Source organism: Cellulosimicrobium sp. NPDC057127 (genome assembly GCF_042670945.1).
Classification (GTDB): domain Bacteria; phylum Actinomycetota; class Actinomycetes; order Actinomycetales; family Cellulomonadaceae; genus Cellulosimicrobium.
Genome location: NZ_JBHUUP010000017.1, coordinates 43,940 through 69,806 on the forward strand (window position 1 = coordinate 43,940; position 25,867 = coordinate 69,806).

The following is a 25,867-nucleotide window of genomic DNA, read 5'->3' on the forward strand; positions in this document are numbered from 1 at the left end:
CCGCGGCGTCCGCCGCACCCGTGTCACGGACCATGGACCGGCCACCTCTCTCCTGGGGAACTCGGGGAACGCAGCCGCGCCGGGGCCCCGCCGGGGCCCGGGGGCCGCACGGCTCGCCCTGCGGACGGACGAGGTCGACATGACGACGGACAACAAGGCCGTGGCGATCGCGGTGCACACGCAGGCGCTGCCGGGCAACCACGCCCAGGCGCTGACGGCGCTCCTCGCGCCCGGCTTCCACGACCACGACCCGGTGCACGGTCGCGCCGGCGGCGCCGAGAGCCTGCTCGCGACGATGCACTGGTACTGCGACGCGTTCACCGACCAGCGGGTCGACGTGCTGCACGCGATCGCCGAGGGCGACCTCGTGGCGCTGCACCTCGAGCTGAGCGCGCGCCACACGGGCTACTACCGGGGGGTGGCGCCGACGGGGCGCCGCTTCCGGGTGCGCGAGATGCACGTGCTGCGCTTCGCGGACGGGCGCGAGGCCGAGCACTGGTGCGTGCGGGACGAGGCCGCGCTGGTCCGGGCGCTCGAGCACGCGCCCGGTCACGTCGCGGCCGGCTGAGCCGCGCGAGCGGCGTGCGCACCGCCGGCCCCGCCGGGGCGGGCACGGTACGCGCGGTCCACGGTGGCCTGGCCGAGCACGCGGGTCCCGGCGTAGACGACGAGCGACTGCCCGGCCGCGACGCCGCGCAACGTGGTGCCGGTCAGTTCGACCTCCATCGCCGCACCTCCCGGGCCGGTCGTCGCGCGCACCCGCGCCGGCACGGCGGACCCGTGGGCGCGGACCTGCACCTGCGCGTCGAACGCCTCCCCCGGCCGGGCGAGCGCCCCGGGACCGTCGAGGACGCCGTCGAACCACACCGCTCCCCCGGCCTCGACGCGGTCGACGCTGAGCAGCTCGGCGGCGCCGACGACGACGCGGTTCGTGCCCGGCTGGACGTCGAGCACGTAGCGGGGGCGGCCGTCGAGCGCCGGACGGTCGATGCGCAGGCCCTTGCGCTGGCCCACGGTGTACGCGTAGGCGCCGTCGTGCTCGCCGAGCACGCGGCCGTCGGCGTCGACGATCTCGCCGGGCCGCGACCCGAGGCGCTCTCGCAGGAAGCCCTGCGTGTCGCCGTCCGCGACGAAGCAGATGTCGTAGGAGTCCGGCTTGGCCGAGACGGACAGGCCGCGTCGGGCGGCCTCGACCCGCACCTCGTCCTTCGACGCGAAGTCCCCGAGCGGGAACATCGCGCGCGCGAGCCGCTCGGGCCCCATCACGGCGAGGACGTAGGACTGGTCCTTCGCCGCGTTCGGGGAACGGTGCAGCTCGCGGGCGTCACCCGTGACCACGCGCGCGTAGTGGCCCGTCGCCACGGCGTCGAAGCCGAGCGCGGTGGCCTTGTCGAGCAGCGCCTCGAACTTGATGTGCTCGTTGCAGCGCACGCACGGGTTCGGCGTGCGCCCCGCCTCGTACTCGGCGAGGAAGTCGGCGACGACGGTGTCCTCGAAGCGCTCGGACAGGTCCCACACGTAGTAGGGGATGCCGAGCACGTCGGCCGCACGCCGCGCGTCGCCCGCGTCCTCGATCGAGCAGCACCCGCGCGACCCGGTGCGGAACTGGTCGCGGTTGCGCGACAGGGCCATGTGCACGCCCACGACGTCGTGCCCGGCCTCGACGGCGAGCGCCGCGGCGACCGCGGAGTCGACCCCGCCGGACATGGCGGCCAGGACCCTCATGCGGCACCTCCCGCCGTGCCCGCCGCGACGGCGCGCGACGCGCCGGCCGACGCGAGCCCCGCCGCCCGGGCGCGGTCCACGGCCGCGGGGAGCGCATCGAGGAGGTGGGCGACGTCGTCGGGCGTGGACGTGACGCCGAGCGAGAACCGGAGCGCGCCCCGTGCGGCCGGCTCGGGCACGCCCATGGCCAGCAGCACGTGCGACGGCTGCGGCACGCCGGCCTGGCACGCGGAGCCGGTGGACGCCTGGACCCCCGCGGAGTCGAGCAGGTAGAGCAGCGAGTCCCCCTCCGCGCCGGGGAACGTGAAGTGCGCGTTGGCCGGCAGGCGTGCCGGCCGCTCGTCGGTGTCGTCGCCCGACCCGCCGGCGGGCTCGGGCCCGCTCAGGACCGCGTCGGGGACGAGGCGCCGAACGCCCGCGACGAGCTCGTCGCGGAGCGCGGCGAGGTGGCGCGCCCGCTCCTCGCGGTGCGCGACGGCGTCCGCCACGGCGACGCCGAACGCCCGGATCGCGGGCACGTCGAGCGTGCCGGAGCGCACCCCGCGCTCCTGGCCGCCGCCGTGCAGCACCGGCGTCAGCGGGGCGTCGCGCCGGGCGACGAGGGCGCCCACGCCCACGGGCCCGCCGAGCTTGTGCCCGGAGACCGTCATGGCGTCGAGGCCGCTCGCGGCGAAGTCCACGGGGACCTGTCCCACGGCCTGCACGGCGTCGGAGTGCACCGGGATGCCGTGGGGGCGCGCGAGCTGCACGACCTCCTGCACCGGCTGCAGCGTGCCGACCTCGTTGTTCGCCCACATCACGGAGATGAGCGCGATCTCCGCCGCGTGCTCCGCGAGCTCGGCGCGCAGCGCGTCGAGGTCGACCCGGCCGTCGGCGTCGACGGGGAGCAGGACGATCTCGGCACCGGTGTGCTCGGCCATCCAGAACGCCGGGTCGAGGACGGCGTGGTGCTCGACCGCGGAGACGACGATGCGGCGACGGCGCTGGTCCGTGGTGCGGCGCCCCCAGAACAGGCCCTTGACCGCCAGGTTGTCCGCCTCCGTGCCGCCCGCGGTGAGCACCACCTCGCTGGGTCGCGCCCCGAGCGCGTGCGCGACGGCCTCGCGCGCCTCCTCGACCGTGCGCCGGGCGGCCCGGCCCGCCGCGTGCAGCGAGGACGGGTTTCCGGTGCGCGAGAGCTCGTCGACGAGGGCGTCGCGGGCGGCGCCCGAGAGCGGAGTCGTCGCGGCGTGGTCGAGGTACGCGACGCGCGGTGCGGGCCGTGGCCCGCTCGTCGCGCGGCGCGACGGGCCGGATGGCTGGGTCACGGTCACCCAGTCTACGGAGCCGTCGGCGGGGCGCGTGCCGAGCGGTCCGGGCGGTGCTGGACATCCGCCGTGGACGCGCTACCTTGTCATGGTCTGTGCCCGGCCGGGACCCGGTGGGCACGGACGGGAGCCGCGGCAGCCGCGACGCCAGACCGTCGTGCACCCGGCCGTGGCGGGGGCGTCACGCCGAACCCACTGATCGAGGGAACCACCACCACCATGTCCGACGAGCTCTCGACCGTCGTCGGGGAGGCCGACGACGTCCCGTCCGCGCGCCCCGGCCGGCTGCGCTGGAGCGACCTGCCGTCCACGGTCCGCGCCGAGATCGAGGCCACGGCGGGCGCGCGCGTCGTCGCCGAGACGTCCTTCCCGGCGTCGTCGGCCTCGGAGGTCACGTCCCTCCTCGAGCTGGAGGACGGCGCGCGGTACTTCGTCAAGGCGACGCGGGTGAGCGACGGTCCCGCCGTCATCGGCCGCTACCGCGCCGAGGTGTACGTGGCCCGTCACCTGCCGCGCGGCATGCCGGCGCCGCGGCTCGCCTGGGCGCTGCGCGACGAGGACTGGGGCATGCTCGCGTTCGAGGCGCTCGACGGCCGCCTGCCCGCCACCCCGTGGGACCCCGACGAGCTGGACCGCGTCCTCGCCGCGCTCCGGACCGTGGCGTCGCTGCCGGGTGCACGCGAGGCACGGCTGACGCCGGCCGGCCCCGAGCTCGCGGACCTCTCGACCGGCTGGCGGGCCCTGCGCGACGACCCGGACCCGGAGCTCGAGCGCCTCGTGCCCTGGGCGGCCCACCACCTGGACGCGCTGGTCGACGCCGAGCGCGGGGTGCTCGTCGCGTGCGAGGGCGAGGCGTTCGTCCACGGCGACGTGCGCGCCGACACGATCGTGCTCACGCCGTCGTCCGTCCACCTCGTCGACTGGGCCCACGCCTCGCGCGGCGCCCCGTGGCTCGACCTGGCGACGTTCCTGCCCGGCGTCGTGGTGCAGGGCGTCACGGACGTCGTCGAGCCGGTTCCGGTCGCCGCGGACGCCGCGCGCCGCGCCCGCGGGGGCGCGTGGGCCGCCGCGACGTTCGACGCCCACCCGCTCGGCCGGGACGTGCACCCGGCCGACGTGCGGGCCGTCGTCGCGGGGATCGCCGGGTACTACCTGAGCTCTGCGCGCCGGCCCGCCCCCGCGGGCCAGTCGCGCCTGCGGGCGTCCCAGCGCGCCCAGGGGGTCGCTGCCGTGGCGTGGCTCGAGCAGATCGGCCTCTGCGACGGCTGAGCCCGACGGCGCCGGCCCCCGCCCGGGGGCCGGCGCCGTCGGGCTCCTGCCTCAGTCCTGCCAGACCTGGACCACGGAAGGCCGCGGGCCCGCGAACGCGCCGGCCGGCACCGGTGCGCCCGGCGTGACGTAGTCCGGGAAGTAGGAGTTCTGGCTGGCGAACGTGCCGTCCTCCCCCGGGTGCTGGACCGCGACGTACACCATGCGGTCCCTCGAGTCGACGACGGGGCCGCACGTCTCGGCGTCGCGCGGGACCGAGAGGAACTGCTGCACGTGGCCACGCTCACGGCCCGTCAGCGGCACCTTGAACAGCCCGTCGCACTTCTGGATCGTGCTCGGCTGGCCGTCCGTGGAGATCCACAGGTTGCCCTCGGCGTCGAACGCGAGGTTGTCGGGGCACGAGATCGGGGAGACCTTGTCCCGCGGGTAGCCCGCGAAGTACGTCGAGCCGTTGGTCGACGGGTCGCCCGCGACGAGCAGCAGGTTCCAGGAGAACGTGCGCGACGTGGCGTCGTCGCGGTCCTCGACGATCTCCACGACGTGCCCGTCACGGTTGGTGTTGCGGGGGTTGGGCTCGGTCGCCGCCTCCGCACCGGCGGGGCCCCGCGCGGTGTTGTTCGTGCAGGCGACGTAGACGCGGCCGGTCACCGGGTTGGGCTCGACGTCCTCGGGGCGGTCCATCTTGGTGGCGCCCACCCTGTCGGCCGCGACGCGCGTGCGGACGAGGACCTCCTCGACGGACATGCCCTCGACCGCGCTGCGGCCGTCGACGACGAGCGGGACCCACTCGCCGCGGCCGTCGAACGCGCCGTCGGACGGCAGCCGGCCCGAGCCGTCGATCTCGCCGGCCGGCGAGTCGCCGTGGAAGCGCGCCACGTACAGCGAGCCCTCGGTGAGCAGCTGCTTGTTGTGCCGGCGCGCCCACGGGCTGTTCCCCTGCCGCATCGTGCGCGACGAGACGAACTTGTAGACGTAGTCGAAGCGCTCGTCGTCGCCCATGTACGCGACCGCGTGGCCGCGCCGCGACAGGATGACGTTCGCGCCCTCGTGCTTGAACCGGCCCAGCGCCGTGTGCTTCACCGGCGCCTCGTCCGGCGCGTACGGGTCGATCTCGACGACCCACCCGAAGCGGTGCGGCTCGTTCTCGTACCCGGGGTTGCGGGCGTCGAAGCGCGGGTCGTCGAGCTCCCAGCCGTAGCCCGTCGGGGCGTCGCGCAGGCCGTACCGCGCGTCGTCGCCCTGGCCCGACGTGCGGAAGTAGCCGTGGAAGTTCTCCTCGCCGGACAGCACGGTCCCCCACGGGGTCGTGCCTCCCGCGCAGTTGTTGAGCGTGCCGAGCACGCGCGTGCCCGAGGGGTCGGCGACGGTCCGCAGGAGGTCCGAGCCCGCGGCGGGCCCGGTCATCCGGAACTCGGTGCCGAGGTGCACGCGGCGGTTGAACCGGCTGCGGCGCTCGTAGTCCCACGGCTCGCCCGTGCGGCGCCGGCGCACCTCGACGACCGACATGCCGTGCGCGGCCCGCTCGATGGCGCGACGCGTCGCCGCGTCGTAGGAGTCGTCGAACATGATGGCCGGGTTCGTGTACTCGTGGTTCGTCACGAGCAGCCCGCGCGTGCCGCGGCCGGGCCCGCGCCCGGGGGTGCGGCAGTTCGCGAGGTGGTGCGAGCGCTCGAGCGGGAGGATGTCCAGGTAGTCGTTGTTGTACCCGAACTGCAGCGCCTGCTGCTCGGGCGTCTGGCGCGCGACGTCGAAGTCCGCCCCGCCCGGCAGGATCGGGTCGCCCCACCGGATGATCGGGCGCCAGGCGTACCCGTCGGGCACCACGACGGCGTCGGTGACCCCCGCCTGCGGCGCGATCGGGCCGAAGGCGAGGCCGCGGGCCGGGCGGCCGCCGTGGCCGTGCCCGCGGCCGGCCGCGAGCGCGCCCTCCGCGGCCGCCGGCGGCGCCGCGACGGCCTGCGCCCCGACGACGACGGCCGCCGCACCCACGGCGAGCCCGCCGAGCAGGGCGCGGCGCGAGAGCGCACGGCCGGCGACGTCGCGGAAGTACTCGTTCTCGCTCGTGTTCGGCACGGCGTGCGAGCACGCGTCGGCGCACTTGAGCCGGCACGTCACCGGGCTGCGCTTGCCGCGCGCGTGCGGCGTGAGGGGCAGCAGCGACCGCTGCTCGGGGGCGGGAGTGATCGTCATCGGGTTCTCCACGAGGCTGGGGGGCCTCCTCGCTGTCGAGGAGTCGACCAGACGCTAGGAACGCTCGATGACGCCGCCCCTGCCGCAGGGCGACGAGCGGGTGAACTCTGTGCGCCCGCCAGGAGCGGACGTCCTCCGGCTAGCCGCGGGAGGCCTTGTGCTCGCGGATCGCCTCCGCGGCCTGCGGCAGCACCTCGGCGAGGTCACCGACGACGGCGAAGTCCGAGATCTCGAACAGCGGGCACTCCGGGTCGTTGTTCACCGCCACGACGACCTGCGCCGCCTGCATGCCGCCCCGGTGGTGCGGCGCGCCCGAGACGCCCGCCCCGATGTACAGCCGCGGCGCGACCGTCACGCCCGTCTGCCCGACGAACTGGTCGTGCCAGCCCTCGTAGACGGCGTCGCGGGTCGCCCCGACGGCGGCGCCGAGCGCGTCGGCGAGCTCCACGACGGGGGCGAAGTCGCCGTTCGTCCCGCGACCGCCCGTGACCACGACCGAGGCCTCGCCCAGGGCCGGGCGACCGCTGCCGGACGTCTCGTGCGTCGTGCGCGACACGACCCGGGCCGCGGTCGCGGCGGCCGGCACCGTGACGCCGAAGCCGACGACCTCGGTCGCGACCGCCTCCGGCGCGGGCTCCGGCACGACGGCGTTCGCGCGGACCGTGAGCACGGCGAGGTCCGTCGTCACGGCGCTCCGCACGTCCCACGACCCGGCGAAGACGCGCTTGTCCGCGACGAGGTGCGTGCCGTCGTCGCCCAGGTCGGACGCGTCGACGACGAGGCCCGCGCCCGTGAGGAAGGCCAGGCGCGCGGCGGCCTCCTTGTTCGGGAACGACGAGGTGAGCAGGACGGCGTCGGCGTCGCAGGCGCGCGCCGCCGCGGCGAGCGCCTCGGCGACGACGGGCGTCAGGTGCGCGACGTCCGCGGACGGGGCGTGCCCGTCGGCGGACAGCTCGGCCTGGCGCACCGTCTCGACGCCGTGCGCGCCGAGCTGGGCGAGCACCTCGAGGCTCGGCGCCTCGAGCGCCACGGCCTCGACGCGTCCGACGCGGCGCGCGAGGGTGAGGAGCTCGAGCACGGGCGAGCGCAGCTCGGTGCCGGGCGTGTCGAGCAGGACGAGGACGGTCCGGTTGCCGGTGCCCTCGGGGGTCGTCCCGGGGCTCGTCTCGGGGGTCACGGTCACGGTCGCGTCCTCTCAGACCAGGTCGTTGCGGATGAGGTAGTCGGCGAGCGCGCGCCCGCCCTCGCCCTTGTCGACGACGATCTCGGCCTCCGGGCGGGGCGGGTGCGGCGACGCGGCGAGCACGCGGGTGCGCGCGCCCGCGTCGCCGACCTGTGCGGCGTCGACGTCCAGGTCGGCGAGGCTCCACGCCTCCACCGGCTTGGAGCGCGCCGCCATGATGAGCTTGAAGTTGGGGAAGCGGGGGTCGTTGGCGTGGTCGGTCACGCTGACCACCGCGGGCAGCGGCGCCTCGAGCACCTCGTCGACGCCGTCGAGCTCGCGCGTGACCCGTGCGCCGCGGGCGCCGGCCTCGCCCGTGAGCTCCACCCGGCCCGCGAGCGTGAGCTGCGGCAGCCCGAGCTCGGCGGACAGCAGAGCGGGGACGACGGAGCCGAGCCCGTCGAGCGCCGCCATGCCCGTGACGACGAGGTCCACGGGAGCCTCCTCGGCGAGGCGGCGCACGGCGGCCGCGAGCACGCGCGCCGTGCCGAAGTAGTCGGAGCCGGCGATCGCGTCGTCGCTCACGCGGACCCCGCGGTCGACGCCGAGCTGGAACGCCTTCTTCACCGCGGCGTCGGCGTCGGGGCCGGCGACCGTGACCACGACGACCTCGCTGGCCGCCCGCTCGTCCTCGGGGAGCGACTCCACGAGTCGCAGCGCCGCCTCGACGGCGTTCTCGTCCAGCTCGTTGAGCGTCCCCTCGTCGGGCCGACGGACCACCCGTCCGCCCTCGAAGCCCCGGTCGGCGTGGATGTCCGGGACGTACTTGACGGCGACGACGATCCGCATCGGGCTCGCTCCCTTGCTGGCGGTCGGTGGACGATACGTGGGCGATGACGTGGGCGGTGGACCGGGTGGTCGGAGGTGCGGCGCACCGGGCCCGCTCAGGGCAGCGTACCGGCGGGTGCGCGACCAGGTCGGTGACTCCGGCCACAATGGTGGCGTGCACGCTCCTCCCGTACCCCCGCACCGTCCCGCGGCCGTCGCGGCCGCCGACGCCCACGAGACCGACCGGCACGCGCCCCAGCCACGCCTCGGCGTCCACCTCGCGGGCGACGGCGTCGACGTCGCGGCGCTCGCGTCGCACGCGACCGCCGTCGAGCTGTGCCTGGTCGACGTCGTCGAGGGCGAAGGAGCGGCACGCTTCCGCGAGCGCCGCGTCGCGCTGTCCGGACCGGCGTACGGCGTGTGGCGCGCGCACGTGCCGGGCGTGCGCGCCGGGCAGCGGTACGGGTTCCGCGTCCACGGCCCGTGGGACCCGGCGGCCGGGCTGCGGCACAACCCCGCGAAGCTCCTCGTGGACCCGTACGCGCGCGGGCTCGTGGGCGAGCTGGTCGACGACCCGGCGATCCGCGGCCACGCCGGGACCGACGCGTACGGCCCGCCCGACGAGCGCGACTCGCTGCCGTTCGTGCCGCACTCGGTCGTGGTGCCCGAGCCCACCGGTCCGCTCGCGCCCCGTCCGCGCGTGCCGTGGTCGCGGACGGTCGTGTACGAGGCGCACGTGCGCGGCCTCACGCAGCGGCTCGAGGCGCTGCCCGAGCACCTGCGGGGCACGTACGCCGGCGTCGCGCACCCGACGACGATCGAGCACCTGCGCTCCCTCGGCGTGACGACGCTCGAGCTGCTCCCGGTGCACGCCAACGTGCCCGAGCCGCACCTGCTGGGCAGCGGGCGCACCAACTACTGGGGCTACTCGACGCTCGGGTTCTTCGCGCCGCACGCCGCGTACGCCACCCGGGCGGCCCAGGAGGCCGGCCCCGAGGCCGTGCTCGACGAGGTGCGCGGCATGGTCCACCTGCTGCACGAGGCCGGCATCGAGGTGCTGCTCGACGTCGTGCACAACCACACGTGCGAGGGCGGTGCCGACGGGTACCACCTGTCGTGGCGCGGCCTCGACAACCCGCTGTACTACCTGCACGACGGCGGCTCCCCGGCACGGCTCGCGGACGTCACCGGGACGGGCAACACGCTCGACTTCCGCCGCCCGGCCGTGATCCGCGCGGCCCTCGACTCGCTGCGGTACTGGGCGCAGGTCGTCGGCGTCGACGGGTTCCGCTTCGACCTCGCCGTGACGCTCGGTCGCGGGGCCGACGGGTTCGACGCGCACCACCCGTTCCTCGTCGCGCTGCAGACCGACCCGGTGCTGTGCGGCCTCAAGCTCGTCGCCGAGCCGTGGGACGTCGGGCCCGGCGGGTGGCGCACGGGGCAGTTCCCGCCGCCGTTCGCGGAGTGGAACGACCGGTTCCGCGACGCGGTGCGCCAGTTCTGGCTCGCCGACGCGCGGGAGGCGGCGCACGGCCGCTCCGGGCACGGCGTGCGCGACCTCGCGACGCGGCTCGCCGGGTCGGCGGACCTGTTCGGCCACAGCGACCCGCCGCTCCTGCGCGGCCCCGTCGCGTCGGTGAGCTACGTGACCGCGCACGACGGCTTCACGCTCGCCGACCTCGTCGCGTACGAGCACAAGCACAACCTCGCCAACGGCGAGCAGAACCGGGACGGCACGGACGACAACCGGTCGTGGAACCACGGCCTCGAGGGGCCGGCGGAGCCACCCGGTGCGGAGATCGCGCCGCTGCGTCGGCGCTCGATCCGCAACGTGCTGGCCACGCTCCTGCTGTCCGCGGGCACGCCGATGCTCACCGCGGGCGACGAGATGGGCCGCACCCAGCGCGGGAACAACAACGCGTACGTGGCCGACGACGAGACGTCGTGGGTGTCGTGGGACCTGTCGCCGTGGCGCAAGGACCTGCTCGCGACGGCCCGGTACCTGCTCGGCCTCCGGCGCGAGCACGCCGCCCTGCGCCCCGACACCTTCTTCACCGGGCGACCCCGCCCCGGCGCGCCGGACGGCGTCCCGGACCTCGCCTGGTTCGACGTCGACGCCGGACCGCTGGACCACGCGGCCTGGCACGACCCCCGGGTGCGCACCCTCCAGATGCTGCGCACCGCGCCCGTCGCCGGTGCGCGCGACGTGCTGGTCGTCCTCGCCGGCGGACTCGACCCGGTCGACGTCACGCTGCCCGGTCTGCGGGCCGCCGCCGGGGAGGGCGCCGAGGAGTGGGCCCTCGCGTGGGACTCCACGTGGGAGCACCCGGGCGAGCACGTCGAGGCGGACGGCGACGGGCTCGGGCGTCCGGGGGACGTCGCCGCGCTCGAGCCGCTGAGCCTGCGCGTGTACGTCTCCCCGACCACGACCTCGTAGGCCCGGCCCCGCGAGCAGAGGCGGAGGCGACGTGCCGCAGCCGCCCGCGACCCCTGCCCGGGGCGGCGCGCGTGCTCTAGTCTTCGCGCATGAGTGACACCGATCACACCGACGTGAACGGTCCGGCGGACGTCGTCGTCGTCGGCGCGGGCTTGTCCGGCCTCGTCGCCGCGACCGAGCTCACCGCGGCAGGGCGCCGCGTCGTCCTGCTCGACCAAGAGCCCGCGGCGAGCCTCGGCGGCCAGGCGTGGTGGTCGTTCGGCGGGCTGTTCCTCGTCGGCTCGCCCGAGCAGCGGCGCATGGGAGTGCGCGACAGCGCCGAGCTCGCGTTCGACGACTGGCTCGGGTCCGCGCAGTTCGCCCCCGGCGCCGAGAGAGGCGAGGGGCCCGACCGGCACGGGTACGCGTGGGCGCGGGCGTTCGTCGACTTCGCCGCCGGCGAGATGCGTCCGTGGCTGCACGGCAAGGGCGTGCGCTGGTTCCCGCTCGTCCAGTGGGCCGAGCGCGGCGGCTACCCGGTGCAGCCGGGCACCGACGGCCAGGTCGGTGCGCACGGCAACTCCGTGCCGCGCTTCCACGTCACCTGGGGCACCGGCCCCGCGGTGCTCGAACCGTTCGTCCGCGCCGCGCTCGACGCCCGGGCCGAGGGCCTGCTCGACGTGCGGTTCCGGCACCGGGTCACGTCGCTCGTGGTGACCGACGGCGCCGTGACGGGCGTGCGGGCCGAGGTCCTCGCGCCGTCGGACGCCGAGCGCGGTGCGCCGTCCACGCGCGACGTCGTGGGCGAGGTCGAGATCGCCGCGGGCGCCGTCGTGCTCACCTCCGGCGGGATCGGCGCGAACCACGAGCTCGTCGCGTCGCGCTGGCCCGGCTCGGCCGGGCGGCTCCCGGCCCGCATGCTGTCCGGCGTGCCCGACTCGACGGACGGCCTCGCGCTCACCGCCGCCGCCGACGCGGGCGCCGCCCTCGTCCACGAGGACCGCATGTGGCACTACCCGGAGGGCATCGCCAACCACTCCCTCGTGTGGACGAACCACGGCATCCGCATCCTGCCCGGGCCGAGCTCGCTGTGGCTCGACGCCGACGGCAACCGGCTCCCCGCGCCGCTGTTCCCCGGCTTCGACGCTCTCGGCGCCCTGCGGCACGTCACCGGGCGCGGTGACGACCACTCCTGGTTCGTGCTCAACAAGGCGATCATGGAGACCGAGTTCGCACTGTCGGGCTCCGAGCAGAACCCCGACCTCACCGGCAAGGACGTGCGGCTGCTCGCCCAGCGTGTGCGTCCCGGCGCCGTGGGGCCGGTGGCGCGGTTCGCCGAGCAGTCGCCGGAGTTCGTGTGGGCCGACACCGCCGAGGGGCTCGCCGCCGGGATGAACGCGCTCACCGAAGCCACGCCCGGCTCGCGCGGGCACGTGGACCCCGACGCCCTCGCCCGGGTGATCCACCTGCGCGACGAGCAGGTACGCACCGGTCTGGGCAAGGACCCGCAGGTGGTCGCGACCGCGATGGCGCGCCGCTACCGCGTCGACCGGCTCATCCGCGTCTCACCGCCGCGCCCCCTGACCACCCCGAAGGACGGGCCGCTGCTCGCGGTGCGGCTGTCGGTCCTCACGCGCAAGACGCTCGGCGGCCTGTGGACCGACACGTCCGGGCGCGTGCTGCGCGCCGACGGCACCGTGCTGCCCGGCCTGTGGGCCGCCGGCGAGGCGGCCGGCTTCGGCGGCGGGGGCGTGCACGGCCACCGGGCGCTCGAGGGCACGTTCCTCGGCGGCTGCCTGTTCTCCGGTCGCGTCGCCGGCCGCGCTCTGGCGGCCGAGCTCGCCTGAGCGTGCAGACCGGGGCGATCGCGAGATAGAGGGTTTCCCGCGAGGTAGAGGGCGATCTCCCTCTACCTCGACGAGAACCCTCTACCTCGCGTTCGCCGGTAAGGTCCCGGCCATGACCGTGCCCGACGACGCGTCCCCGGCCCCCGCGCCCGAGGCCGCCCTGCTCGACGCCGCGGCGTGCGAGCGGTTCTTCCGCCGCAACGGCCTGCCGCTCCTCGTCGAGGGGCACTCGCTCGACCGCGACGTGTTCGGCCGGTCCGCGCCGTTCCTGCTCGTCGTGCTGCTCGCCGAGCTGTCGGGCGCCGTCCGGACGGCCTGGCCCGCATGGGCCAACGTGCTCGCCCTGCTCGGCGGTGCGGCGATCGTCGGCGCCGCGTACGCGGGCGTCAACGTGCTGCGCGGCCGGCGCTGGTCGACGCTGCCCCAGTCCGTCGGGCTGCCGGAGCTCGCCGTGTTCGTCCTCGCGCCCGCGCTCCTGCCCCTCGTGTTCGGCGGGCAGTGGGACGAGGCGCTGCTCACCGTCGCGGGCAACCTCGTGCTGCTCGGGATCGTGCGCGTCGTCGTGGGGTACGGCGTCCTGTCGTCTCTGTGGTGGGGGCTCGCGCGCGTCGCCGACGAGCTCGGCGCGTCGCTCCTGCGGCTCGTGCGTCTCCTGCCGCTCCTCCTCGTCTTCTCGCTCGTGCTGTTCTACAACGCCGAGGTGTGGCAGGTCTTCGACCGCACGCACGGCGTCGCCGACCTCGCGCTCGGCGCGTTCTTCCTCCTGCTGATCGTCCTGTTCGTCGCGCTCCGTGTGCCCGGCGAGGCGCGTGAGGCGCTCGCGGACGCCGCCGTCGACGTGCCGGGCAGCGAGCGCGCGGCACGGCTCACCCGCCGCCAGACGGGCAACCTCGCCGCGATGATCGCCACGAGCCAGCTGCTTCAGGTGCTCGTCGTGAGCCTCGGGATGGGCGTGTTCTTCATGGCGCTCGGGACGCTCACCGTGACGCCCGAGGTGATGGCGCTGTGGGACGTCGAGGGCGGCACCTGGCAGCGCACGTTCGCTCTCGCCGGCGGCCCCGGCGTCGATGGGGCCGAGCTCGTCGTGACGCAGACGCTCCTGCGCGTGTCCGTCGCGATCGCGACCTTCACCGGGCTCTACTACGCCATCTCCGTCCAGGTCGACGCGGTCTACCGCGAGGAGTTCGTCGACGGCATCGGCACGCAGCTCCGCGACGTCCTGCGCACCCGCGCCCGCTACCTGGACCTGCTCGACGCCGGGGAGCGCTCCCCCGCTGCTCCCGCCTCCCCCGCCGCACCCACCCCCGCGAGATAGAACCAACCGTCACGAGGTAGAACACGCAGGGTTCTACCTCGCGACCGCAGCTTCTATCTCGCGATCCCGGCGGCGCAAGGCGGTCGACAGCGCAGACCGAATCCTGCGTGCCACGACGTCCGAGTCGGCGAGGTCGTCCCACGTCACGCGTACGACGAGCCACCCGGCTTCCACCAGCGCGTCGTGACGGGCCTTTTCCGCGAGGAGCCGGCGCTGCGGGTCGCCGTACTCCCCGCCCGAGTACTTGACGGCCCCGTCGAACTCGACCGCGACGCGGTGCGCCGTCCACGCGAGGTCGAGCCGGTACGCGCCCCGCCATGTCGGCACGGTGAGGTTCGGCTCCGGACGAGGCAGGCCGGCCTCGATGGCGATCCATCGCACCACGCTCTCCCCGGGCGACTCGGAGCGACCGTCGGCCTCTGCCAGCACCTGCCGCGCTCGCCGCACCCCGCGACCACCGGCAGCCGCCTGGAGGACGACCCCGATCCGCTCGAGGTCCGCCCCGGCACGCAGCCCGGAGTCCGCGACGACGATCCCGGCCACGGGCGGCAGAGAGCGCGCACAGTCGACGATCGTCCGTTCGAGCGACGTGACCGGCAGACCGCTGAGCTCGTCGCGGTCGTCGTGCGCCAGCGCCGTCCAGTGCCGCCGGACGCGCGGATCGGTCCGGCGCCGCACCGACGGGTTGCCGAGCTGGGTGACGTGCACCTCGTCGGCGAGCCGCCAGGTCCAGAGACCGTGCAGCACCGCAGCGGTCGAGTGGCTGAACCAGTAGTCCGTCGTGAGCCGTTCCGCGAGCGCGACGGCGCTCGTCACCACGGCGTCCCGGCGTCGCTTCGCCGGGGACGAGGCCCCGTGCGGTGGGCGCACGTAGACCCCTTGCCGGGCCCGGACCAACGCGCCGCTGCGCAGGGCGGCCGCGATCTCCGCGCGCCGCTCCGGCGAGAAACGTGTGACCGACGGCAGCCACGAGGAGGACGGCGCCTCGTCGGTGGGTGCGGGAAGGTGTCGGGACTGCTGATCGACCGTGCGGACGATGCGCTCGTGGGTGCTCACGAGCCCAGCGTCGCGGAGCACTGGTGCATCGGACAGGACCGGTCACGATCCTGTGGACGACCCGCGACGCCTCGAGGGCTCCACGCTGCCCCCGAGCCGCGCGCTACGTCGCGACGTAGAACCCGCGGTCGTGAGGTAGAGCTCCAGGGCTTCTACCTCGCGACCGCGGGTTCTATCTCGCGTCTGCCGCCTTCAAGCGCGTCAGGCGTTGGCGACGAGGCCGAGCTCGGCCGCGCTGGGCAGGCCGGCGTGCTTCGGCACGACGCGCACCGTGTAGCCGAACGGGCCCGAGGCCTCGAGCACGACCTCGCCCGCGAACGCGTGCCGCCCGGCCTCGTACGTCTCGGCGAGCACGAGCGGCTGCGCGGTGAACTCCTCGATGACGTCGGCCTCGGTGACGTGCCCGTGCACGACCTGCACCTCGACGTCGTCCGGACCGAGGTCGCCGAGGGAGACGTACGCACGCACGGTGAGCCGGTCCCCGACCTGCGGGACCTCGCTGACGCCGCTGGAGTCGACGTGGTCGACGCGCACGCGCGACCAGCCGTCGCGCACGGACCGCTTCCAGCGCGCGAGCTCGCGCGCGGGGGCGAGACCGTCGGCGGCGAGCGCGCGCCCCGCCGCGGCTGCGGGCGCGTAGAGCCGCGTGACGTACTCGCCGACCATGCGCGTCGCCTGCACCTTGGGGCCGAGCGTCGCGAGCGTGTGCCGCACCATGGCCAGCCAGCGGCCGGGGACCCCGTCGTCGGAGCGGTCGTAGAACCGGGGCGCCACCTGGTGCTCGACGAGGTCGTAGAGCGCCGCGGCCTCGAGGTCGTCGCGCCGGTCGGGGTCGTCGACGCCGTCCGCGGTGGGGATGGCCCAGCCGTTCTCGCCGTCGAACCACTCGTCCCACCACCCGTCGAGGACGGACAGGTTGAGGCCGCCGTTGAGCGCGGACTTCATGCCCGACGTCCCGGACGCCTCGAGCGGGCGCAGCGGGTTGTTCAGCCACACGTCGCAGCCCGGGTAGAGCGACTGCGCCATGCCGATGTCGTAGTTCGGCAGGAAGACGATGCGGTGGCGCACCTCGGGGTCGTCGGTGAAGCGCACGAGCTGCTGGATGAGCCGCTTGCCCTGGTCGTCGGCGGGGTGCGACTTGCCGGCGACGACCAGCTGGACGGGCCGCTCCGGGTGCAGCAGCAGCGCCTTGAGCCGCTGCGGGTCGCGCAGCATGAGCGTGAGCCGCTTGTACGTCGGCACGCGGCGCGCGAAACCGATGGTGAGCACGTCCGGCGACAGGGCGTCGTCGACCCAGCCGAGCTCGGCCGGGCTGGCCCCGCGCTCGCGCCAGGAGCGGCGCAGACGGCGCCGCGCCTCCTCGACGAGGCGTCCGCGCATCTCGCGGCGCAGGGCCCACAGCTCGGCGTCGCTCACCGCGGGCTCGTCCCCGGCGCCCTCGCGCCCGGCCCGCAGCCAGCCCGACGACGCGCCGTCGGCCGTGAGCTCGTCGAGCCCGAGCCGCTCGGCCTGCAGGGCGGCGAACGCCGGGTCCACCCAGGTGGGCGAGTGGACGCCGTTGGTCACCGACGTGATGGGGACCTCGCGCTCGTCGAAGCCCGGCCACAGGCCCTCGAACATGCCGCGCGACACCTCGCCGTGCAGCAGCGAGACACCGTTCGCGCGGCCCCCGAGCCGCAGGCCCATGACGGCCATGTTGAACACGGTGGGGTCGCCGCCGTCGTAGTCCTCGGCCCCGAGCGCGAGGACCCGGTCGGCGGGCAGCCCGTCGACCGCCATGTCCCCGGCGAAGTACTGCGTGATCAGGTCTCGCCCGAACCGGTCGATGCCCGCGGGCACGGGCGTGTGCGTGGTGAACACCGTGGCCGCGCGCACCGCCTCGAGCGCCTCGTCGAACGTCAGGCCGCCCTCGACGAGCTCGCGGATGCGCTCCACGCCGAGGAACCCCGCGTGGCCCTCGTTGGTGTGGTAGACCTCCGGCTCGGGCGCACCGGTGAGCCGCGACCACAGGCGCAGCGCCCGCACGCCGCCGACGCCGAGCAGCAGCTCCTGCTGGAGGCGGTGCTCGCCGCCGCCGCCGTAGAGCCGGTCGGTGACCTTGCGCGCCGCCTCGTCGTTGCCGGGCACGTTCGAGTCGAGCAGCAGCAGCGGCACGCGGCCGACCGCCGCGACCCACACGTGCGCGTGGAGCGCGCGCCCGCCCGGGAGGTCGAGCGACACGCGTGCGGGCGTGCCGTCGTCCTCGCGCAGCAGGGTCAGCGGGAGCCCGTCCGGGTCGAGCAGGGGGTAGGTCTCCACCTGCCAGGCGTCGCGCGTGAGGGACTGCCGGAAGTACCCGGCGCCGTACAGCAGGCCGACGCCGACGATCGGCACGCCCAGGTCGCTCGCGCTCTTGAGGTGGTCGCCCGCGAGGATCCCCAGACCGCCGGAGTACTGCGGGAGCACGGAGGTGATGCCGAACTCCGGGGAGAAGTACGCGATGGCCGCGGGCAGCGGCCCGCCGTCGGGCGTCGCCGGGGTCCCGGCTCCGTCCGCCGCGCGCTGCTGGTACCACAGGTCGTCCTGCAGGTAGTGGTGCAGGTCGTCCGCCGCGGCGCGCACGCGCTCGACGAACGCCGCGTCGTCGGCGAGCGCGGCGAGCCGGTCCGGCCCGAGGGCGCCGAGCAGGCCGACCGGGTCCCCGTGCACGGTGGTCCACAGCTCCGGGTCGATCCCGGCGAACAGATCGCGCGTCGGGGCGTGCCACGACCAGCGCAGGTTGTGGGCCAGCTCGTCGAGGTCGCGCAGCGGGGCGGGCAGCAGGGTGCGGACGGTGAAACGTCGGATCGCTCTCACGGGGTCGAGACTACGCAGCCGCACGAGCGGGCACACGCTCGCGCCGCCAGCCCGCCGTGACGGCTGCGTGAACTTTCACCCCGACCCGTCCGGAGCCGCCCCGCGGGCGCGACGCCGACCCGGCCCGCGCCGCGCGGGAGGACCTTTCGCCCTCTCCAGGTGCCTGCCCCCCGCAGGCCTCGATACGTTGTGCGTGTGACGTCGACCCCACCGGCCAGCGCCCCCCTCCGTCCCCCGTCGCCCACGCCGGCCGCTCCCGTCGGCCGCATCCCCGTCCTGGAGGTGTCACCCGTCGTCGAGGGCGGCCGCTGGCCGGCGAAGGCCGTCGTCGGCGAGATGGTCCCCGTCGAGGCCACCGTGTTCCGGGAGGGCCACGACGCCGTCGCCGCGACCGCCGTCCTCGTCGCGCCGGACGGCTCCGAGCGCACGGCCCGCATGGTCGACGTCGCGCCCGGCCTCGACCGGTTCCGCGCGACCCTGCACCCCGACACCACGGGCGACTGGGCGCTGCGCGTCGAGGCGTGGAGCGACCCGTACGGCACGTGGGCGCACGACGCGACGGTGAAGATCGAGGCGGGCGTCGACGTCGACCTCATGCTCGCCGAGGGCGTGCGGCTGTTCGAGCGCGTGCTCGCCGACGACGTCGCGCGCGAGCCCGCAGACGCCCGGGTCCTCGCGGACGCCGCGGCGGCCCTCGCCGACGCCGCCCGGCCGGCGCCCGCCCGGCTCGCCGCGGCGACGTCGCCCGAGGTGCGCACCGCCCTGGGGCGCGGCCCGCTGCGCGACCACGTCACGGCGTCGGCCACGTACCCGCTGCGCGTGGACCGCCCGCTCGCGCTGGCGGGCGCCTGGTACGAGATGTTCCCGCGCTCGGAGGGTGCACGGCGGCTCAAGGACGGGCGCTGGCGCTCGGGCACGTTCACGGCCGCGGCGCGACGCCTGCCGGCGATCGCCGAGATGGGCTTCGACGTCGTCTACCTGACGCCGGTCCACCCCATCGGCACGACGCACCGCAAGGGCCGCAACAACTCCCTCACCGCCCTGCCGGGCGACCCGGGCAGCCCGTACGCGATCGGCTCCGCGGACGGCGGCCACGACGCGATCCACCCCGAGCTGGGCAGCGAGCGCACGTTCAAGGCGTTCGTGAAGGAGGCCCGGCGCAACGGGCTCGAGGTCGCGATCGACCTCGCGCTGCAGTGCTCCCCGGACCACCCGTGGGTCACCGAGCACCCCGAGTGGTTCACGACGCGCGTCGACGGCTCGATCGCGTACGCGGAGAACCCGCCGAAGAAGTACCAGGACATCTACCCGCTCAACTTCGACAACGACCCCGAGGGCATCTACGCCGAGGTGCTGCGCGTGGTGCGGGTGTGGATCGAGCGCGGCGTCACGGCCTTCCGGGTCGACAACCCGCACACCAAGCCGCTCGACTTCTGGGAGTGGCTGCTCGCCGAGGTGCGGCGCACGAACCCCGAGGTGATCTTCCTGTCGGAGGCGTTCACCAAGCCGGCGATGATGCACACGCTCGCGCGCATCGGGTTCCACCAGTCGTACACGTACTTCACGTGGCGCAACACGCGCGAGGAGCTGGCGGAGTACCTCGAGGAGGTCTCCGGCCCCGCGGGGAGCTACATGCGCCCGTCGTTCTGGCCGACGACGCACGACATCCTCCCGCCGTACCTCCAGCACGGCGGCGTGGCCGGCTTCGCGGTCCGCGCGGTGCTGGCGGCGCTCGGCTCGCCGACGTGGGGGATCTACTCCGGGTACGAGCTCGTCGAGAACGTGCCCCGCCCCGGCGTCGAGGAGCAGATCGACAACGAGAAGTACGAGTACCGGCCGCGCGACTGGTCGCTCGCCGACGACCTCGGCGTCGCGACGCTGCTCACCCGGCTCAACGAGGTCCGCCGCGACCACCCCGCGCTGCGACAGCTGCGCAACCTCACCGTGCATCCCACGACGAACGACCAGGTGCTCGCGTTCTCGCGGCACCTCCCGGCCGAGCACTCGCCCACGGGCGTCGCGGACACGGTGGTCGTCGTCGTCAACCTCGACCCGCACTCCCCCCAGGAGTCCACCGTGCACCTCGACCTCGCCGCGCTCGGCCTGCCCCTGCCCCCCGACGGGCACGACCCGTGGTCGCCGTCGTTCGTGGCGCACGACGAGCTGTCGGGCGAGAGCTACGGCTGGGGCCAGGACGTGTTCGTGCGGCTCGAGCCGTGGCGCCAGGTGGCGCACGTCGTCCACGTGAGGCCCGCATGACGACGCCGCCGACCGCACCGCGCGGCGTGGCCGCCGGACCGGCGCCCGTGGCACCCCTGACGGCGCCCGTGCCGATCGCCGCGCTGCCGCCCCGGCGGCAGCCGGTCCCGCCCGCCGACACGCGCCCCGGCCTGTCCGACGACCCCGAGTGGTACCGCACCGCCGTCTTCTACGAGGTGATCATCCGGGCGTTCTCCGACTCCGACGGCACCGGGACCGGGGACCTGCGCGGCCTCATCGACCGCCTCGACTACCTCCAGTGGCTCGGCATCGACGCCCTGTGGCTCCCGCCGTTCTTCCCCTCGCCGCTGCGCGACGGCGGCTACGACGTGTCGGACTACACCGCGATCGCCCCGCAGTACGGGTCGACGTCGGACTTCGCCGAGCTCGTCACCGAGGCCCACGCGCGGGGCATCCGTGTCGTCATCGACCTCGTCATGAACCACACGAGCGACCAGCACCCGTGGTTCCAGGCGTCGCGCGCCGACCCCGAGGGCCCGTACGGCGACTTCTACGTGTGGAGCGACGACGACTCCCGCTACCCCGACGCGCGCATCATCTTCGTCGACACCGAGACGTCGAACTGGACGTTCGACCCCGTGCGGCGCCAGTTCTTCTGGCACCGGTTCTTCTCGCACCAGCCGGACCTCAACTTCGAGAACCCGCGCGTCGCGGACGCCATGCTCGACGTCGCACGCTTCTGGCTGCAGATGGGCGTCGACGGGTTCCGGCTCGACGCCGTGCCCTACCTGTACGAGGAGGAGGGCACGAACTGCGAGAACCTCCCGCGCACGCACGACTTCCTGCGGCGGGTCCGCCAGATGGTCGACACGGAGTTCCCCGGCCGGATCCTCCTGGCCGAGGCGAACCAGTGGCCGCGCGAGGTCGTGGACTACTTCGGCACCGAGGAGGAGCCGGAGTGCCACATGTGCTTCCACTTCCCCGTGATGCCGCGCATCTTCTACGCGATCCGCGACCAGCGCGCCAACCAGCTGCTCGAGATCCTCGCGGACACGCCCGACATCCCGCCCGGCGCGCAGTGGAGCACGTTCCTGCGCAACCACGACGAGCTCACGCTCGAGATGGTCTCCACCGAGGAGCGCGCGTCGATGTACGGGTGGTACGCGCAGGACCCGCGCATGCGCGCCAACGTGGGTATCCGACGGCGGCTCGCGACGCTGCTGGACAACTCGCGCAAGGAGGTCGAGCTCGCGCACGCCCTGCTGCTGTCGCTGCCGGGCAGCCCGTGCCTGTACTACGGCGACGAGATCGGCATGGGCGACAACATCTGGCTGCCCGACCGCGACGCCGTGCGGACCCCCATGCAGTGGACGCCGGACCGCAACGCGGGGTTCTCGACCGCGGACCCGGGCAAGCTGTACCTGCCGCTCATCCAGTCGCTCGTGCACCACTACGGGTACGTGAACGTCGAGGGGCAGCTCGAGCAGTCGACGTCGCTGCTGCACTGGGTGCACGGCATGCTCAAGGTCCGCCGTCGTCATCCCGGGTTCGGCACCGGTGACTTCGTGGCGCTCGAGTGCGACAACGAGTCCGTCATCGCGTTCCTGCGTCGCACGCCCGACGAGACGCTGCTGTGCGCGGCGAACCTGTCGGCGACGGCGCGGTCCGCGACGATCCGGCTCCCCGACCACGCCGGTGCGGACCTCCTCGACGTGTTCGGCGGCGCGCACTTCCCGCGCGTGAGCGAGGACGGCGAGGTCGTGATGACATGGGGCTCGCGGGACTTCTACTGGCTGGTGGTCGCGCCACCGTCCGAGGACGACTGACGGATCCGGAGGGACGGCCGGACGAGACGGGAGCGACCAGGTGACGGCACGGCGCACGAGCACTCCTTCCCCCGACCTGCTCGCGCTGCTCGACGCCTGGCTGCCCGCGCGGCGCTGGTACCCCGTCAAGGGCGTCGCGGTGCGGCACGAGCCCTGGCTGTCGTTCGCGCTCGACGTCCCCGCACCGCCTCCCCCCGGGGCGGGCGACGTCCCGCCCGGCACGCGCGTCGACCTGCACCTCGTGCGCCTCGTCGGCGACGGCGTCGACCTCGTCGTCCAGGTGCCGCTCGTGCTCGTCCCCACCACCGGGACGACGACGGACGGCACGACGGCGGACGGCTCGTCGACGCACGGCCCGGCCCGGATCGGCGAGCTGGTCGAGGACGGCGCCACGTGGGAGGTGCACGACGGCGCTGCGCACCCCGCCTGCTGGGCCGCGCTCCTCGCGGCCGCGATGTGGGACCTGCCTCCCGAGCACGGCGCCCCGCACGTGGACCTCGCCGACGGGCGCGCGCTGTCCGTCGAGCAGTCCAACAGCTCCGTGCTGCTGCCCGCCACCGCCGGCGGGACGATGCTCAAGGTGCTGCGCGCGATCGCGATCGGACCCAATCCGGACGTCACCATCCCGCGCGCCCTCGCGCACCAGGGCTGGACCGGCGTGCCACGGCCCCTCGCGTGGCTCGAGGTGACCTGGGACGCGGCCGACGACCCCGGGCCGGCACCGCCCGAGCGGTCCGCCCACCTGGCGGTCCTCGGCGAGTTCGTCGAGGGTGCGCGCGACGGCTTCGACCTGGCGTGCTCCTACGCGGGCCAGGACGCGTCGTTCGCCGACCTCGCGTCCGACCTCGGACGCGTGCTCGCCGACCTGCACGCGGCGCTGCGCGACGCGTTCGGCGTCGGGGCGCCCGTCGACGCGCGCTGGCTCGTCGACGACCTGCGCCGCCGGTCCGACGAGGCGGTCGCGTCGTCCCACGCGCTCGCGCGGCGCGCCGACGACGTCACGGCGTTCTGGGACCGGACGGCCGAGCGCCTGTCCGCCGTCGCGCACGTGCCCGACGCGCTCCCGCGCCTGCAGACCGTGCACGGGGACCTGCACCTCGGCCAGGTGCTGCACGCGCGCCGGTTCGGGTGGAAGGTCCTCGACTTCGAGGGCGAGCCCCTGCGCCCCGTCGCCGAGCGCACGCGCCCCGACCTCGCGCTGCGCGACGTCGCGGGCGTCGTGCGCTCCTTCGACTACGCGGCCGCCGTGGGCAGCGCACCGAGCGCCGGCTGGGCCGTGCAGGCCCGCACCGCGTTCCTCGAGGCGTACGAGCGCGCGGACACCGCCGGCGTCGACAGCGGCACCACCGAGGCGCTCGTGCGCGCCCTCACGCTCGACAAGGCGCTCTACGAGGTCGTGTACGAGTCGCGCAACCGGCCCGACTGGGAGCCCATCCCGCTCGCGGCCGTCGACCGCCTGCTGGCCGGGGCAGGATGACGGCGTCCGCCCCCACCGCACTCCGGCTCACCATGTGGGCCGCTCGCAGACGTGGAAAGGTTGCCCCATGACCGGGCCGGACTCCTCCCCCACGCCACTTCCCGTCGTCGCGCAGCCGGACGCCCTGGCCGCCGTCTCGTCGGGACGCACCTTCGACCCCCACGCCGTGCTCGGCCCGCACCTGGTCCCCGACGTCGACGACGCGCGCGCCGTCGTGCGCGTGCTGCGCCCGCTCGCGGACGAGGTCGTCGTCGTCACGACCGACGGCGAGCACCCCGCGGCGCACGAGCACGAGGGCGTGTGGGCCGCCGTCGTGCCCGTCCCGGTGGGCGACGACGGCGCGCGCCACGCCCCCGACTACCGCGTCCGGGCCCGCTACGGCGAGCACGAGACGACGACCGACGACCCGTACCGGTTCCTGCCCACGCTCGGCGACGTCGACCAGCACCTCGTCCGCGAGGGCCGCCACGAGGAGCTGTGGCGCGTGCTCGGCGCCAACGTGCGCAGCTACCCGAGCGTGCTGGGCGAGACCACCGGCACGGCGTTCGCCGTGTGGGCGCCGAACGCGCGCGCCGTTCGCGTCATCGGTGACTTCAACGGGTGGGGCGCCACCCACCCCATGCGCTCCCTGGGGTCCAGCGGCGTCTGGGAGCTGTTCGTCCCCGGCGTGCGCGGCGGCGAACGCTACAAGTACGAGATCCTCGGTCCCGACGGGTCGTGGCGGCAGAAGGCCGACCCGCTCGCGAAGAGCGCGGAGGTCCCGCCGGCGACGGCGAGCGTCGTCGTCGAGTCCGACCACGCGTGGTCGGACGACGCCTGGCTGGCCGCACGCGCGTCGAGCGACCCGCACAGCGGTCCGCTGAGCATCTACGAGGTGCACCTCGGCTCCTGGCGGCAGGGCCTGTCGTACCGCGACCTCGCCGAGCAGCTGACGGAGTACGTCGTCGAGCAGGGCTTCACGCACGTCGAGCTCCTGCCCGTCGCCGAGCACCCGTTCGGCGGGTCGTGGGGCTACCAGGTGACCGGCTACTACGCGCCCACCTCCCGGTTCGGCCACCCCGACGAGCTGCGCCACCTCGTCGACGCCCTGCACGCGGCCGGCGTCGGCGTGATCGTCGACTGGGTGCCCGCCCACTTCCCCCGCGACGAGTGGGCGCTCGCCCGCTTCGACGGCACGCCGCTGTACGAGCACGCCGACCCGCTGCGCGGCGAGCAGCCCGACTGGGGCACCTACGTCTTCGACTTCGGGCGCAACGAGGTGCGCAACTTCCTCGTCGCCAACGCCACCTACTGGTTCGAGGAGTTCCACGTCGACGCGCTGCGCGTCGACGCCGTCGCCTCCATGCTCTACCTCGACTACTCGCGCGGGCCCGGGCAGTGGCACCCCAACGTGCACGGCGGACGGGAGAACCTCGAGGCCATCTCGTTCCTCCAGGAGGCCAACGCCACCGCCTACCGGCGCACCCCCGGCGTCATGATGATCGCCGAGGAGTCCACCGCCTGGCCCGGCGTCACGCGGCCCACCTCCGCCGGCGGGCTCGGGTTCGGGCTCAAGTGGAACATGGGCTGGATGAACGACTCCCTGCGCTACGTCGCCGAGGAGCCCATCAACCGGCGCTACCACCACCACGAGATCACGTTCTCCATGGTGTACGCGTACTCCGAGCAGTTCGTGCTGCCCATCAGCCACGACGAGGTCGTGCACGGCAAGGGCTCGCTGTACGGCAAGATGCCCGGCGACGACTGGCAGAAGCGCGCCGGGGTCCGCTCCTTCCTCGCCTACCAGTGGTCCCACCCCGGCAAGCAGCTGCTGTTCATGGGCAGCGAGATCGGGCAGCACACCGAGTGGAACGAGGGCCGCTCGCTCGACTGGGACGGCCTCGCCGCCGACCCCGGCCGCGCCGGCATCCAGCGCACCGTCCGCGACCTCAACGCCCTCTACCGGGCCACCCCCGCCCTCTGGGAGCTCGACCACGACCCCGCCGGCTTCGAGTGGCTCGACGCCGACGACGCGGACCACAACGTCCTCGCGTTCCTCCGGCGCGGTCGCGACGGCAGCCAGGTCGCCGTCGTCGTGAACTTCGCCGGGACGCCCCACGAGGGCTACCGGCTCCCCCTGCCCGGCGACGGCGCATGGCGCGAGGTGCTCAACACCGACGCCGAGGTCTACGGCGGGTCCGGCGTCGGGAACCTCGGCGAGGTGCGGGCGGAGGCGGTCCCGTGGAAGGGGCGTGCGCACTCCGCCGGGCTGCGCGTGCCGCCGCTCGGGGTGCTGTACCTCGTGCCGGCGTAAGCGTCCTCGCGCGCTCACCCTGGGTGGTGGGTGGGGTGGGGGCGCCGGGTCCACCATCCGCCGCTCGTGCCTCGCGGCTCCCGCCAGGCCCGCCACGACCC

At 74.9% G+C, this 25,867-nt stretch carries 16 protein-coding genes; 9 read left to right on the forward strand and 7 right to left on the reverse strand.

Translation table 11 applies throughout. The annotated features are described in order from the left end of the window. The first annotated feature begins 139 nt into the window (after positions 1-139). The gene (locus ACFTZA_RS15205; protein WP_378196626.1) at positions 140-568 is read left to right on the forward strand and encodes an ester cyclase; all 429 of its coding nucleotides are present in this window, start codon (positions 140-142) and stop codon (positions 566-568) included. Here the strand turns inward: ACFTZA_RS15205 and mnmA are convergent. Continuing rightward, positions 550-1,725, reverse strand: a complete 1,176-nt coding sequence (mnmA, locus tag ACFTZA_RS15210; RefSeq protein ID WP_378196629.1) for a tRNA 2-thiouridine(34) synthase MnmA — start codon at positions 1,723-1,725, stop codon at positions 550-552. The two genes, ACFTZA_RS15205 and mnmA, sit on opposite strands and share 19 nt — an antisense overlap. Continuing rightward, a complete protein-coding gene (locus tag ACFTZA_RS15215; RefSeq protein ID WP_378196632.1) occupies positions 1,722-3,032 on the reverse strand; it encodes a cysteine desulfurase family protein in 1,311 nt (436 codons plus the stop codon). The genes mnmA and ACFTZA_RS15215 overlap by 4 nt, the downstream gene beginning before the upstream one ends. A gap of 219 nt (positions 3,033-3,251) precedes the next feature. Here ACFTZA_RS15215 and ACFTZA_RS15220 point away from each other — a divergent pair, with 219 nt between their 5' ends. Further along, the gene (locus ACFTZA_RS15220) at positions 3,252-4,301 is read left to right on the forward strand and encodes a phosphotransferase family protein (protein ID WP_378196635.1); all 1,050 of its coding nucleotides are present in this window, start codon (positions 3,252-3,254) and stop codon (positions 4,299-4,301) included. Positions 4,302-4,352: 51 nt separating this feature from the next. Here the strand turns inward: ACFTZA_RS15220 and ACFTZA_RS15225 are convergent, their stop codons facing one another. The 3 genes from ACFTZA_RS15225 to ACFTZA_RS15235 all read right to left on the reverse strand — a co-directional run bounded on the left by ACFTZA_RS15225 (position 4,353) and on the right by ACFTZA_RS15235 (position 8,502). Continuing rightward, entirely contained in the window at positions 4,353-6,491 is a 2,139-nt protein-coding gene (locus tag ACFTZA_RS15225; protein ID WP_378196638.1) for a PhoX family protein, read from the reverse strand. Between the two features lie 139 nt (positions 6,492-6,630). Beyond that, complete coding sequence (locus tag ACFTZA_RS15230; RefSeq protein ID WP_378196673.1) at positions 6,631-7,668, reverse strand: electron transfer flavoprotein subunit alpha/FixB family protein; 1,038 nt, start codon at positions 7,666-7,668, stop codon at positions 6,631-6,633. Positions 7,669-7,686: 18 nt separating this feature from the next. Next, entirely contained in the window at positions 7,687-8,502 is an 816-nt protein-coding gene (locus ACFTZA_RS15235) for an electron transfer flavoprotein subunit beta/FixA family protein (RefSeq protein ID WP_378196641.1), read from the reverse strand. Between the two features lie 154 nt (positions 8,503-8,656). Here ACFTZA_RS15235 and glgX point away from each other — a divergent pair, with 154 nt between their 5' ends. The 3 genes from glgX to ACFTZA_RS15250 all read left to right on the forward strand — a co-directional run bounded on the left by glgX (position 8,657) and on the right by ACFTZA_RS15250 (position 14,059). After that, positions 8,657-10,918: a glycogen debranching protein GlgX gene (glgX, locus tag ACFTZA_RS15240; protein WP_378196644.1), complete on the forward strand. Its 2,262-nt coding sequence runs from the start codon at positions 8,657-8,659 to the stop codon at positions 10,916-10,918. An 89-nt stretch (positions 10,919-11,007) separates the two neighbouring features. Then, positions 11,008-12,744: an FAD-binding dehydrogenase gene (locus tag ACFTZA_RS15245; protein ID WP_378196647.1), complete on the forward strand. Its 1,737-nt coding sequence runs from the start codon at positions 11,008-11,010 to the stop codon at positions 12,742-12,744. Positions 12,745-12,856: 112 nt separating this feature from the next. Continuing rightward, the gene (locus tag ACFTZA_RS15250) at positions 12,857-14,059 is read left to right on the forward strand and encodes a hypothetical protein (RefSeq protein WP_378196650.1); all 1,203 of its coding nucleotides are present in this window, start codon (positions 12,857-12,859) and stop codon (positions 14,057-14,059) included. Positions 14,060-14,092: 33 nt separating this feature from the next. Here ACFTZA_RS15250 and ACFTZA_RS15255 read toward each other — a convergent pair whose 3' ends face one another. Together ACFTZA_RS15255 and glgP are read right to left on the reverse strand one after the other, a co-directional pair. Next, a complete protein-coding gene (locus ACFTZA_RS15255; protein ID WP_378196653.1) occupies positions 14,093-15,115 on the reverse strand; it encodes a hypothetical protein in 1,023 nt (340 codons plus the stop codon). A gap of 201 nt (positions 15,116-15,316) precedes the next feature. Next, positions 15,317-17,950, reverse strand: a complete 2,634-nt coding sequence (gene glgP / locus ACFTZA_RS15260) for an alpha-glucan family phosphorylase (RefSeq protein WP_378196656.1) — start codon at positions 17,948-17,950, stop codon at positions 15,317-15,319. A 195-nt stretch (positions 17,951-18,145) separates the two neighbouring features. On the opposite strand from glgP, the gene ACFTZA_RS15265 reads away from it, so the two are divergent. From ACFTZA_RS15265 to glgB, 4 genes are all read left to right on the forward strand, one after another. Next, a complete protein-coding gene (locus tag ACFTZA_RS15265) occupies positions 18,146-20,209 on the forward strand; it encodes an alpha-1,4-glucan--maltose-1-phosphate maltosyltransferase (protein WP_378196659.1) in 2,064 nt (687 codons plus the stop codon). Next, positions 20,206-21,996: a maltose alpha-D-glucosyltransferase gene (gene treS, locus ACFTZA_RS15270; RefSeq protein ID WP_378196663.1), complete on the forward strand. Its 1,791-nt coding sequence runs from the start codon at positions 20,206-20,208 to the stop codon at positions 21,994-21,996. Before ACFTZA_RS15265 ends, treS begins: the two co-directional genes overlap by 4 nt. 40 nt (positions 21,997-22,036) lie before the next feature. Then, complete coding sequence (locus tag ACFTZA_RS15275; protein WP_378196666.1) at positions 22,037-23,473, forward strand: aminoglycoside phosphotransferase; 1,437 nt, start codon at positions 22,037-22,039, stop codon at positions 23,471-23,473. A 67-nt stretch (positions 23,474-23,540) separates the two neighbouring features. After that, positions 23,541-25,766, forward strand: a complete 2,226-nt coding sequence (glgB, locus tag ACFTZA_RS15280) for a 1,4-alpha-glucan branching protein GlgB (protein ID WP_378196669.1) — start codon at positions 23,541-23,543, stop codon at positions 25,764-25,766. Positions 25,767-25,867: the final 101 nt, after the last annotated feature.

Excerpts from the sequence above, each read along its gene's own strand:
- mnmA (WP_378196629.1), bottom strand. The coding sequence starts at position 1,725 with ATGAGGGTCCTGGCCGCCATGTCCGGCGGGGTCGACTCCGCGGTCGCC.
- ACFTZA_RS15220 (WP_378196635.1), top strand. The coding sequence starts at position 3,252 with ATGTCCGACGAGCTCTCGACCGTCGTCGGGGAGGCCGACGACGTCCCG.
- ACFTZA_RS15225 (WP_378196638.1), bottom strand. The coding sequence starts at position 6,491 with ATGACGATCACTCCCGCCCCCGAGCAGCGGTCGCTGCTGCCCCTCACG.
- ACFTZA_RS15245 (WP_378196647.1), top strand. The coding sequence starts at position 11,008 with ATGAGTGACACCGATCACACCGACGTGAACGGTCCGGCGGACGTCGTC.
- ACFTZA_RS15250 (WP_378196650.1), top strand. The coding sequence starts at position 12,857 with ATGACCGTGCCCGACGACGCGTCCCCGGCCCCCGCGCCCGAGGCCGCC.
- treS (WP_378196663.1), top strand. The coding sequence starts at position 20,206 with ATGACGACGCCGCCGACCGCACCGCGCGGCGTGGCCGCCGGACCGGCG.
- ACFTZA_RS15205 (WP_378196626.1), top strand. The coding sequence starts at position 140 with ATGACGACGGACAACAAGGCCGTGGCGATCGCGGTGCACACGCAGGCG.
- ACFTZA_RS15235 (WP_378196641.1), bottom strand. The coding sequence starts at position 8,502 with ATGCGGATCGTCGTCGCCGTCAAGTACGTCCCGGACATCCACGCCGAC.
- glgB (WP_378196669.1), top strand. The coding sequence starts at position 23,541 with ATGACCGGGCCGGACTCCTCCCCCACGCCACTTCCCGTCGTCGCGCAG.